Here is a 12,098-nt window from a genome sequence, read left to right on the forward strand (position 1 = left end):
TCAGATCCGCCGTCCGTCGAGGGAGGCACGAGGCACGGCGTAGAAGACGACCGTGACGAGAAGAAGCACGATATAGGCGATGCCGAACCCGACGAACGCCGCTTCGTAGCCGCCAGAGGCCGACTGCGAAGCGTTGAGCACCTGGGGCACGACGAAGCCGCCGTATGCGCCGATCCCGGAGATGAGCCCGAGTGCCGCAGCTGCACGGCGGGCCACCGCGGCAGCGTCGCCTTCGCGTCGGGCGACGGCGCTGGCGGAGAAGACGATGGGGATCATCCGGTACGTCGAGCCGTTCCCGACTCCGGTGGCGGCGAAGAGCACCAGGAAGCAGACGAGGAACAGCCAGAACTGTCCGAGCGCGAGCACTCCGAGTATGCCGAACGCGCCGACCGCCATGACTGCGAAGGCGGCGACGGTCACTCGCGCCCCACCGAACCGGTCTGCCAGGCGCCCGCCGAGCGGTCGGAAGAGAGAACCGACGAGTGCGCCCAGAAATGCCAGAGAGACGACGGCTGCGCCGATGTGCAGAGCGGAGAACTCGGGGAACTCATCCACGATCAGCTTCGGGAAGACGCTGGAAAACCCGATGAACGAGCCGAAGGTGCCGATGTACAGCAACGAGAGCAGCCACAGGTGCGGTTCGCGCAGCGCTGCTGCGGAACCGGCGAGATCGGCCTTGGCGGACGACAGATTGTCCATGTACCGCCATGCGCCCCAGGCGGCGACCAGGATGAACGGCACCCACATCCAGCCTGCCAGTGGCAGACCGAGCCCGATGCCGGCACCGACCGAGACCACGACAGGGACGAAGAACTGCGCGACCGAAGTGCCGAGATTGCCGCCCGCAGCGTTGAGGCCGAGCGCCCAGCCCTTCTCTCGCTGAGGGAAGAAATACGTGATGTTCGCCATGGAGCTGGCGAAGTTGCCCCCTCCGAAGCCGGCGAGAGCCGCGATGACCAGCATCAGCCAGAACGGCGTGTCGGGATTACCCACCGCGATCGCCAGCAGCGACGCCGGGATCAGCAGCAGAAGAGCGGAGACGATCGTCCAGTTGCGGCCGCCGAACCGCGGCACCATGAATGTGTAGGGGAAGCGCAGCGTCGCTCCGACGAGGCTCGGCACCGAGAGCAGCCAGAACGTCTCGGCGCTGGTGAACGCGAAGCCCGCCGCAGGCAGCAGCACGACCACGACGCTCCACAACTGCCAGATGATGAAGCCGAGGAACTCCGCGTAGATCGACCAGCCGAGGTTGCGCCGTGCGATCGGGCGACCCTGCGTGTTCCAGAACTCGGTGCTCTCCGGATCGAACCCGTCGAGCCAGCGTCCCGACCGTCTGGTGAGAACCGGCGTGCGCGCGGACTGGTCCTGTGATCTTGAGACGGCGGATGTGACCATGGCTGCGCTCCCTGGGACAGTCGGATCCGAGATGGCCCGGACGGTATGTCACCGACGATAGGAGCGCGGTGTTTCGGGCGACCGCGGCGCGCGTTAACGCCCGATCACTTCTGCGTCACGCGTGCGATCGTCATCGGTGAGGACCATGTCATGTGCACGAAACACAGGCGGACGTCGTGCGCTCAGCTCTCGAACAGCCCGCGGATGTCGTCGGCCGTGAGTGACTGGGCGAACATCTCCTCGTCGTCCATCACAGCCGTGAACAGGCGCGCCTTGCGCTCCTGAAGCGCCAGCACCTTCTCCTCGATCGTGCCCGATGAGATCATCCGATACACCATGACCGGCTTCTGCTGCCCGATGCGGTGCGTGCGGTCGACGGCCTGCGCCTCTGCGGCCGGATTCCACCAGGGATCGAGCAGGAAGACGTAGTCGGCCTCCGTGAGAGTGAGACCGAATCCGCCGGCCTTCAGGCTGATGAGGAACACGGGCTGCTCCCCCGCCCTGAACCCGTCGATCACCTGCGGCCGGCTCCTGGTCGAGCCGTCAAGATAGGCATAGGCGATGCCGGCCTGATCGAGACGCGCCGCCGCCTCCTGCAGGTACGACGTGAACTGGCTGAAGACGAGTGCACGATGCCCCTCGGCCTGAAGTTCCTGCAGGTGCTCGAGCAGCGCGTCGAGCTTGCGCGACCCGATCTTCGCATCCTCCGGGTCCACCAGACCCGGTGAGAGGCTCAACAGCCGCAGCATCGTGAGCGAGCGGAACACTATGAAGCGATTGCGGTCGAGGTCTTTCAACAGCCCCAGCACCTTCTGCCGCTCGCGCTGGAGCACCGTGTCGTACAGCGCGCGATGCGCTGGACTGAGCTCGACGTGCAGGTGCTGCTCCTGCTTCTCCGGAAGATCAGCGGCGACGAGCTGCTTGGTGCGGCGCAGCATGAGCGGACGGATGCGGCGTCGCAGCCGCTCCAGTCGCCGCTGCCGGTACTCGCCGCCCTCCTCGTTCTCCGGGACCTTGCCCTTCTCGATGGGCTGCACATAATCCTCGCCGAACTTCCTGGCTGACGCGAACAGGCCGGGGGCTGCGAGCTTGAGCAGCGCCCAGAGGTCGGTGAGGCTGTTCTCCATCGGCGTGCCGCTCACGGCGTAGACGACGTCGGCGTGCAGGGCGGCGACGGCACGGTGCTGTTTGGTCTTGGGATTCTTCACGAACTGCGCCTCATCGAGGATGAGCCCAGCCCACTGCGTCTCGGCGAACTCCCTCTCGTCGAGGCGCACGAGCGTGTACGAGGTGATGACGACGTCGGCGTTCTGCGCAGCATCCGCCATCGCATCGCGCTTCACGCTGCTGCTGTCGATCACGCGCACGCGCAGTCCCGGCGCGAAGCGTGCGGCCTCGCGCTGCCAGGAACCCAGCACGGACGTCGGCGCGACGACGAGGAACGGACGCTTCTCCCCCGTCTCTTTCGCGTGCAGCGCCAGTGACAGCAGCTGGATCGTCTTTCCGAGTCCCATGTCGTCGGCGAGGATGCCGCCAAGGCGATGGGCCCAGAGGAACGCCAGCCAGTCGAAACCGTCCTTCTGATAGGGCCGCAACTCCGCGCGAAGCCCCGCCGGCACGGGTGTCGTCGGAACCTCGGTCGCCTGTCGCAGGCCCTCTGCCGTGGCGCGCCAGCTCACGGCGGGCAGCGCCTCGTCCGCGAGATCTTCGAACTCCTCCCAGAGGTCGGTCTGGTAGCGGCTGATGCGCGGACCGGTCTCCCACTCCTGAAGTTCGGACGCCTCGTCGATCAGCTCACGGAGCCGATCGAGCGCGGGGTGGTTCAACGACAGGTAGCTGCCGTCGACGAGCAGCAGCTTGCGCCTGCCCTTGGTCATCGCTTTGAACAGCGGGGTGAACGGGATCGTCCGCCCATCGATCTTCACGAGGACGCCGAGATCGAACCAGTCCGCGTCGGTGCTCTCCACTGTCGACACGGTGATCTCCGGGGTGCCGGTGAGCTCCTGGTAATCCTTGCGGGTGCCGTTCTCGACGACGCTCACGCCCTGCGCCTGGAACGCGGGAACGACGTGCGCGACGAACTCCGCAGCATCGACGTCGTGGAACGTGCCCGACGCCGCGAAGATGGAGTCGGAGAGCTCGCTCCACAGCTGCTCGAGTTCTCGCTGACGCTCCCTCTCGGCACCGTCGTCGCGCACGGCATCCGACGTCGATGAAAGGGGGAAGCGCCCGAAGCCCCTGTACGTCCACTCGAACGTGTAGTCGATCGTGTCACCGGTACGGAATGTGACGACGAGCGTCGGCTGCGGCTGCGGCACGGCAGGCAGTTTCACCCGGCCGATTGTGCGGATCGGCGCACGCCGCGCCAGCGCAGGGTAGGCCTCACGGAGGAACGCTGCCTCATCCGGCTTCGAGACCGTGATTGCGCCCTGCGCCTTGAGCAGGGCATGAACGGGCTCGCTGAGCTCGACCTCAGCCAGGGTGAGGGCGATCCGGCTGCCGATCGACTCGGCCACGTAGACGCCCGAGTGGCCGATCGCGCGCACGGATGCTGTCGGAACCGCCCGCTCGTCCACGACGACCTCAGCGGCGACGCTGAGCGAACCATCGTCCAACCGGGTGAGCGCCGCCGACAGGACCGCCGCATCGCCGAGCGACACAGTCGTGCTCTTCTGGGTCGATATCAATTCGATCCCGAGAGCTCTGCCCTGACGCAGATGTCCCCACAGCAGCGAGGACTCGATCAGGTCCATGGCGAGCCAGTCGCCCGCCGTCCCGGACAGCAGGGAATCACGTGACAGGCTGAGCAGGTCGGCGAACCACCGCACACGCTCACGACCGAACACCCCGGCCGATCGGCGCACAGAGTCCCAGGACACATCGCCCTGGATCCACGCACCGGACGCGGCGCTGCGCATGAGCGGACGAATACCGAGCAGCAATTCACCCGTGCCCTTGGCGAGCTCGCGCGCAGTGACGGGGCGCACCGGCCGCGGAGACCAGTGGTGTGCTTCGCTGTGCGCACGCTGGCGCAGTTCGACCCCCAGCGCGATCGGCGTTGTGGTATCCGCGGATGCGGCGGGGACGAGGATTCGCCATGCGGGCGGGGACGGCCGGTCGGGTGCGACAGCCGCCGCCATCACGGCGTCGTCGTTGCTCACCAGGAGCGTCGCGACGACGTGCTTGCAGGCCTGCGGAACCGGACAGCTGCACGACGTCGAAGCGACCGTCGCGGTGACCCCTGCCGCGGAGAATCGGATCGCGCAGCGGTAGGTGTGCTCTGCAGAACCGGCGACAACCGACGTGAGCACGTGCTCCGCGTCATCCCACGAAGTTCGGGTGACCATGCCGGAGCGCTGATAGGAGGTGCCCCGGCGGTAGCCGCCGTCGTCGGTGAGGCGACGGATGGCAACGGGATCGACGTACGGCGCTGGCATACCGGCATCCTCTCAGCGAGCACCGACGCTGCGCTCCACGTCCGCACGCGCCTGCGCGCACGTGTGCGAGTCAGGTGGCGCGTGCCACTCTGGCGAGCACGCCGTGCACGAATGCTCCGGAGTCGTCGGTCGAGAACTCCTTGGCGAGTTCCACTGCCTCGTCGATCGCGACCGCGGTCGGCACCTCGTCGTTATGCAGGATCTCCCACACGCCGATGCGCAGCAGCGCACGGTCGACGGCGGGCATCCGCTCGATCTTCCAGTCGCGGCTGTGGGTCTCGATGTGCTCGTCGATCTCATCGCGATGATCGACGATTCCGTCCACGATCTCGCGGGCGTACAGCCAGGAAGCCTCGCGAGCGGGTTCGCTCGCGGCGCGCTTGGCCTCCGCCGCAAGAGAGACGGAAAGGTCGTCTCCACGGACATCCGAGGAGAAGAGTATGTCGAGTGCGCGCTTGCGCGCCTTCGTCCGGGCGCCCACGCCTTACTTCTCGCGACCGAGGTAGTCACCCGTGCGGGTGTCGACCTTGATCTTCGTTCCGGCCTCGATGAAGAGCGGCACCTGCATCTCGTATCCGGTCTCGACGGTCGCAGGCTTCGTTCCTGCCGAGGAACGGTCGCCCTGCAGGCCCGGCTCGGTGTAGGTCACTTCGAGGGTTACCGAGGCGGGGAGATCGATGTACAGCGGGTTTCCGTTGTTCAGCGCGATCGTGACCTGCTGGTTCTCCAGGAGGAAGTTCTTGGCGTCGCCGACGGTTGCCGCTCCGACGGTGATCTGGTCGTAGTCGGTCGTGTCCATGAACACGAATCCGTCGCCGTCCGCATACAGGTAGGTGAAGTCGCGGCGATCGACGTTCTCGATCTCGATCTTCGCGCCGGCGTTGTACGTGCGGTCCACGGTCTTACCCGAGACGACGTTCTTCAGCTTCGTGCGCACGAACGCACCGCCCTTGCCGGGCTTGACGTGCTGGAACTCGATGACGTTCCAGAGCTGTCCGTCGATGCTGAGGACGACGCCGTTCTTGATGTCTGCGGTGGATGCCATGCGCTGAAAGTTCCGTTTCCGTTGATGAAGGGCCGGTCCTCGCCGTTTCGGGTTCGACCCGTTTCGGGTTCGATGAGTGCGGCCGACAGTCGATTCTACGGGATGAGTGCGGTGAGCTGACGAACGGCAGTCGCATAGCCGCCCACGCCCTCTCCGATCACCCGCACTGCGGCGACGTCCTCCAGGTAGGAGAAGTGCCGGAACTCCTCGCGGGCGTGCACGTCCGAGACGTGCACCTCGGCGAACAGAAGCGACACTCCGGTGAGCGCGTCGCGCAGGGCGACGGAGGTGTGCGTGAGCCCACCGGGGTTGATCACGATGCCGGCGCAGTCCTCACGCGCGGCGTGGATCGCGTCGATCAGCACGCCTTCGTGGTTGCTCTGGATGCTGCGCACTTCGAAGCCGGCTTCTGCGGCGGCATCGGTCGTGATCCGTTCGACATCTGCCAGCGTCGCCGATCCGTACACCTCGGGTTCGCGTGTGCCGAGCAGGTTGAGGTTCGGTCCGTTGACGAGCAGGATGCGGCGTTGTGCAGTCACGCCTGCACCCTATCGCCGTCCGCGATCTCACGCGCCATCTCGATCTCATGACCGATCGAGATGATGAACCGCACTCCGGTGTCCACGAAACCGGCGCGTCGGTACGCGGCCTGAGCGCGGGTGTTGTCCGCATGGACATCCAGCGTGAGCCCGGCGTCTCCCAACGAGGCCGCCCACTCCGCCGCCGCGTCGAAGAGTGCGTCGATGATTCCGCGGCCGCGGTGCTCTGGACGGATGAAGACGCCGACGACATCGCCGCGCGGAGACGTGACAGGACGCCCGTGGTGGTCGATCGAGCCTGCGAGACGTCGCAGCACCGAGACCGTGCCGATCCACTCCCCGTCGACCTCGGCGATGAACTGGGCGACGGCGTCGCCGGAGGCCGCGCCGGCAGCGCGCTGCTGCCAGAATTCGTCGTCATGCGCCGATTCCTCCTCGTAGGAGTGCAGGAACGCGATCGCGGCGGCCGGGTCGCGCACGGCATCGAGCCGCAGCGCACGCACTCGTTCCCATTCGTCCGCGCGGACGCGACGCACGTCGATGCTCACGCGCCGACCTCCTGGTAGGCGGCGAACAGCAGCGACTCGTCCGGAGCCCGAAGCACGGTGGGCTTGGCGATGTCGTCGAGCACGATGAAGCGCAGCATCCCCCCGCGACTCTTCTTGTCGCGCTGCATGGTCGCGAGCAGCTGCGGCCACGCGCCTGCCCGGTAGCTGGTCGGCAGACCGAGAGACTCGAGCACCGTGCGGTGACGGTCGGCGGCTTCGTCGGAGAGACGTCCTGCGAGGCGGGAGATCTCGGCGGCGAACAGCATCCCGACAGAGATCGCCGCGCCGTGACGCCAGCGATACCGCTCGGCGTGCTCGATCGCGTGACCGAGCGTGTGTCCGTAGTTGAGGATCTCGCGCTGACCCGCCTCACGGAAGTCCTCCGACACGATCCGTGCCTTCATGTCGATCGCGAGTTCGATCGTGCGCCGGAAGTCGTCGGTCGTCGCGTCGACGGCGCGGGTGGGGTCGGCCTCGATGATGTCGAGGATTTCCGGCGACCAGATGAATCCGGCCTTCACCACTTCTGCGTATCCCGCCGTGGCCTCGTGCGTGCTGAGGCTGCTCAGCTCGTCCAGATCGCCGATCACTGCGCGCGGCGCCCAGAACGCGCCGACGAGGTTCTTGCCCTCAGCAGTGTTGACGCCGGTCTTGCCGCCGACCGATGCATCGACGAGTCCGAGCACCGTGGTGGGGACCTGCACGATCTGTACACCGCGCAGCCAGGTGGCGGCGACGAACCCGGCGAGATCGGTCACGGATCCGCCGCCGTAGCCGACGACGGCGTCGGTGCGCGTGAAATCGGATTGGCCCATGATCTGCCAGCAGAACGCCGCGACTTCGATGCGCTTGCCCTGCTCGGCGTCAGGCACCTCGGCCAACAGCACTTCGCGGGGACCATCAGCCGTGTCGGCGAGGAGGCGGTCGCGCAGTTCCGCCGCGCGGGCGGCGAGCGTGGGAGGGTGAACCACGAGGATCTTGCGCACCGCCGGGTCAAGTGCCGCCGACACCCGGTCGAGGATGCGGCGGCCAACGGTGATGTCGTAGGACGCCTGCCCTGTCACGCTGATCGTGGTCGTGCTCATGCCTGTTCTCTCCTCCATGCTGCGATCTCATCGGCGATGCGCTGCATCGGCCGGCGCGAGGTGTCGAAAATCACATCGGCGACCTCCTCGTACCACCCGCGGCGCTGCTCGTAGATCTGATTCCAACGTTCCAGCGGATCTTCGCCCCCGGCCAGGAGTGGGCGCCCGCCGCTGCGGATGCGATCGGCGACCGCCTCCGGCGTCACAGCCAGGAAGACGACCGGATGCTGCCGCAGCAGCTCGCGCGTCTCCGCTGAGCTGACGGCACCGCCGCCGAGGGAGATCACTCCCCCTTCACTCAGCGCGGCTGCGACCGCGGCCTGCTCGAGCGCGCGGAAGTGGGATTCTCCGTGCTTCTCGAAGAGGTTCGGAATCGGACCGTGCTCGGCGGCGATGCGCTTGTCGGTGTCGATGAACCCGACGCCCAAGCGCTTGGCGACCTGTCGACCGACGCTTGTCTTGCCCGCACCCATCGGGCCGACGAGAACGACGGTCAGCTGCTCAGGCGTGCTCATCGTTGGCGATCAGCGCCGCCTCCGACGCGGGCGCGGTGCGCAGCTCGGCGGGGATCGCGTCGAGATAGCTCTGCAGATTTCGGGCCGTCTCACGGATGCTGTCGCCGCCGAACTTCTCCAGAACGGCGTTCGCGAGCTCTACCGCGACCATCGCCTCCGCGACGACGCCTGCTGCGGGAACCGCACACACGTCTGAGCGCTGGTGGTGGGCCGTCGCGGCATCGCCGGTGGCGACGTCGATCGTGCGCAGCGAGTGGGGCACTGTCGCGATCGGCTTCATCCCCGCGCGCACGCGCAGCACGGTGCCGGTGGACATGCCGCCCTCGGTGCCACCGGCGCGGTCAGAGCCGCGGGTGATACCCGCTTCGGCGGAGAAGAGCTCGTCGTGCGCGGCGGAGCCCCGTCGGCGCGTGGTCTCGAACCCGTCGCCCACCTCGACGCCCTTGATGGCCTGGATGCTCATGAGAGCCTGGGCAAGACGTGCGTCCAGCCGGCGATCCCAGTGCACGTGCGAGCCGAGCCCTGGCGGAAGCCCGTATGCGAGCACCTCGACGATTCCGCCGAGGGTGTCGCCGTCCTTGCGAGCCTGGTCGACCTCAGTGACCATTGCGGCGGAGGTGTGGGCGTCGAAGCACCGCAGCGGATCGGCGTCGAGCGCGTCGACGTCGTCAGGAGTGGGCAGCGCGCTGCCATCGGGCACGCGCACAGGGCCGATGGAAAGTGTGTGGCTGACGACGCGGATGCCGAGCTCGCCGAGGAACGACCGTGCGACGGCCCCGAGCGCGACGCGTGCCGCCGTCTCGCGCGCGCTCGCGCGCTCGAGGATCGGACGCGCCTCGTCGAAGTCGTACTTCTGCATGCCGACCAGATCGGCGTGCCCCGGTCGCGGGCGGGTCAGAGGTGCCGAACGTCCGCGCGACTTGTCGGTGATCTCGACGGGCTCGGGGTTCATCACCTCGATCCACTTCGGCCATTCGGTGTTTCCGATGCGCAGCGCGATCGGGCTGCCGAGGGAGCGGCCATGGCGGACGCCGCCCGAGATCGTGAGCTCGTCCTGCTCGAACTTCATGCGCGATCCGCGTCCATAGCCGAGCTTGCGGCGGGCGAGATCCTGCTGGATCGCCTCGGACGAGACAGGGACGCCGGACGGCAGCCCTTCCATGACGGCAATGAGTTCGGGACCGTGCGATTCGCCGGCCGTGAGCACGCGGAGCATTGCTCCAGTCTCCCACGACCGGGGACCCTGTTTTCTCCGCATGTCACGGAGGTCAGGTCAGGACGGCGATGGATCCGTCAGGGCCGTGCGCATGGCAGTGAGAACTCCGGCTTCATCGTCGAGCTCATGCAGCGGATCACCGTGCACGAACACGCGTGCCTGACGGACGGCCTGGTGCAGCAGCATCGCGAGTCCCGGGATGACGTCGTCACTCGTCCACGCTGAGGCCAGCGCGGACGGCCAGGGGGCGTAGGAGACATCGAGCAGAGTGCCGCCCCCCGTGGCGAAGGCGGCAGCGGTGTCGAGCACCGCACCGCCGGGAAGCGTTGCCACAGTGACATCGACGGCCTCGACCTGCGCGGCGAAGCCGCTCACACCGACCTCGACGCCGAGCCTCTCCCCCAGCGCGCGCAGCGTCTGCGCACGCTCCGGCCGGCGCGCGCGGACGTCGATGCGCTGCGCTCCCATCTCAGCGACAGCGACGAGAGCCGACGACGCGGTCGCACCGGCGCCGAGGATGCGCGCGTGCGACACGCTGCGGACGTCATGCTCGGCGAAGGCATCGATGATCCCGCCGACATCGGTGTTGAATCCGGCGAGCGAGGTGCCGAGCAGCAACGTGTTCACGGCACCCGTCAAGTCAGCATGAGGATCAAGGATCTCCGCTGCACGGAATGCCTGCTCCTTGAGCGGCATCGTGAGTGAGAGGCCGCGCCAGGAATCGTCCAGTCCGTGAAGCGCTGCGGAGAAGCCGTCAGCGTTCACCTGCCGGCGTCCGTACTCCCAGTCCAGACCGAGAACACGGATGGCGGCAGAATGCAGGGCTGGCGATTTGCTGTGAGCGATCGGATCGCCCCACACCGCCAGGCGACGAGCGCTCATCCCGTCAACACCCCTGGTCCGGGTTCGCGCGGCACCATTCCTGCCACGTCTCGATGGCGGCCTGGTGCTCTGCGTAAGTGGTTGAGAACACGGTCTCCCCGGTCTGCAGGTTGACCGTCACGAAGTAGAACCACGGCCCGTCGACCGGATGCATCGCGGCGTCGATCGCGGCATCGTTCGGGTTCGCGATCGGTCCGACCGGCAGCCCGGTGTGTACGTACGTGTTCCACGGGTTGTCATCGTTCTGCGCCTCGGTGGAGGTGCTCACCACACCAGCGTGGAGTTCGCCGTAGCCATACTGCGACGTCGAGTCCATCTGCAGCATCATCCCGTCGTCCAGACGATTCTGGATGACGCGGGAGACCTTGGCGAAGTCGTCCGTGCGCCCTTCTCTCTGGATGATCGATGCGATCGTCAGAATCCTCTGCTCGTCCCCGGCAGGCACGCCCGCAGACGCCAGGGATTCGCGGGTGCGGTCGACCATCCGCTGGATGATCTGAGTCGCTGTCGCCTCGGGGTCGAACGTGTACACGGCGGGGAACAGCCAGCCTTCGAGGCTCTGGGCCGTGACGCCATACGCGCTGGGGTCGGCCACCGCCGCCTGAAGATCCTCGAGGGGAACGCCCATGCTCTCACTGATGAGCGGTAGTGATGATTCGAGGGTGCCGCCCTCGGGAATGCTGACGGAGTTCTCGAGCTTGCTCGCGTCGTCCTGCAGGGCTGTGAGGGCATCCGCAGCGGTCATCTTCTGCTGCAGCTTGTACACGCCGGGATAGAAGGTCACTGCGATGTTCTCGTTCACGAGGTAGTCGTAGAAGACGTCCTCGGTCTTGGTCACGCCGGCCTCGTAGAGCGCCGTGGAGACCGGCGACCCGGTATCGCCCTCGCGGATGGTGACCAGTGCCTCACCGGTGGCGATGCCGGGTTCGTAGTCGTCCGGCTCCCCCCAGCCCATGACCTCGCTGATCCTGTCGCCATAGGCGTTCCAGACGGCGAAACCGCCGGCGACGACACCGCCGATCAGGGCGAGAACGATGACGAGCGCGACGATGCAGCCCGTGCGGCGCTTCTTCTTCCGCGGTGCGCGGCCGTCGATCTCGTCATGATCGGCTGCGAAGAGATCGTCGAGGGATGCAGGAGCGGACTCAGGCACCGGGTCGGCGGTTGGTTCGGCAGACCTCTCGCCATGTGAGGCCTCGTCTGAGGCCTCCGCGGCGTCGCGGGAATGCGCGGTCTCAGGCTGTGCGGCTTCGGACCGTGCGGTTACGGGCTGATCTGGATCGGAGTGCGCGGCTTCGCGCAGCGCGCGACGTGAACCAGGCACCGGCGGCGTCGAATCGACCGTGGGCACCTGACGCTCCGGAGCGGGAAGCTTGGAGAACAGGTCGTCGGAGAGCGAGTTCGACCCGCGCTCTGCATTCTCACGTTCGGGCATG

General features: G+C 67.1%; 11 protein-coding genes. All 11 read right to left on the bottom strand.

The features are described 5' to 3' along the window. Entirely contained in the window at window positions 1–1,395 is a 1,395-nt protein-coding gene (locus HDC95_RS03995) for an MFS transporter (RefSeq protein ID WP_259061868.1), read from the bottom strand. Between the two features lie 182 nt (window positions 1,396–1,577). Continuing rightward, window positions 1,578–4,832, bottom strand: coding sequence for a DEAD/DEAH box helicase (locus HDC95_RS04000; RefSeq protein ID WP_259061869.1), 3,255 nt, complete (start codon window positions 4,830–4,832; stop codon window positions 1,578–1,580). Window positions 4,833–4,902: 70 nt separating this feature from the next. Then, complete coding sequence (gene nusB, locus HDC95_RS04005) at window positions 4,903–5,313, bottom strand: transcription antitermination factor NusB (protein ID WP_259061870.1); 411 nt, start codon at window positions 5,311–5,313, stop codon at window positions 4,903–4,905. Window positions 5,314–5,316: 3 nt separating this feature from the next. Then, window positions 5,317–5,877, bottom strand: coding sequence for an elongation factor P (gene efp, locus HDC95_RS04010; RefSeq protein WP_259061871.1), 561 nt, complete (start codon window positions 5,875–5,877; stop codon window positions 5,317–5,319). A gap of 95 nt (window positions 5,878–5,972) precedes the next feature. Next, window positions 5,973–6,416, bottom strand: coding sequence for a type II 3-dehydroquinate dehydratase (locus HDC95_RS04015; protein WP_259061872.1), 444 nt, complete (start codon window positions 6,414–6,416; stop codon window positions 5,973–5,975). Next, window positions 6,413–6,964, bottom strand: a complete 552-nt coding sequence (locus HDC95_RS04020) for a GNAT family N-acetyltransferase (protein WP_259061873.1) — start codon at window positions 6,962–6,964, stop codon at window positions 6,413–6,415. The genes HDC95_RS04015 and HDC95_RS04020 overlap by 4 nt, the downstream gene beginning before the upstream one ends. Next, the gene (aroB, locus tag HDC95_RS04025) at window positions 6,961–8,049 is read right to left on the bottom strand and encodes a 3-dehydroquinate synthase (protein WP_259061874.1); all 1,089 of its coding nucleotides are present in this window, start codon (window positions 8,047–8,049) and stop codon (window positions 6,961–6,963) included. Before aroB ends, HDC95_RS04020 begins: the two co-directional genes overlap by 4 nt. Beyond that, window positions 8,046–8,564: a shikimate kinase gene (locus tag HDC95_RS04030; RefSeq protein ID WP_259061875.1), complete on the bottom strand. Its 519-nt coding sequence runs from the start codon at window positions 8,562–8,564 to the stop codon at window positions 8,046–8,048. The genes aroB and HDC95_RS04030 overlap by 4 nt, the downstream gene beginning before the upstream one ends. Continuing rightward, complete coding sequence (gene aroC / locus HDC95_RS04035) at window positions 8,551–9,780, bottom strand: chorismate synthase (RefSeq protein ID WP_259061876.1); 1,230 nt, start codon at window positions 9,778–9,780, stop codon at window positions 8,551–8,553. The genes HDC95_RS04030 and aroC overlap by 14 nt, the downstream gene beginning before the upstream one ends. A 57-nt stretch (window positions 9,781–9,837) precedes the next feature. Then, window positions 9,838–10,662, bottom strand: a complete 825-nt coding sequence (locus HDC95_RS04040; RefSeq protein ID WP_259061877.1) for a shikimate dehydrogenase — start codon at window positions 10,660–10,662, stop codon at window positions 9,838–9,840. Between the two features lie 4 nt (window positions 10,663–10,666). Beyond that, window positions 10,667–12,097: an endolytic transglycosylase MltG gene (gene mltG, locus HDC95_RS04045; protein ID WP_259062217.1), complete on the bottom strand. Its 1,431-nt coding sequence runs from the start codon at window positions 12,095–12,097 to the stop codon at window positions 10,667–10,669. Window position 12,098 lies beyond the last annotated feature (1 nt).

It is taken from the genome of Microbacterium sp. AK031, assembly GCF_024807145.1.
Taxonomy (GTDB): Bacteria; Actinomycetota; Actinomycetes; order Actinomycetales; family Microbacteriaceae; genus Microbacterium.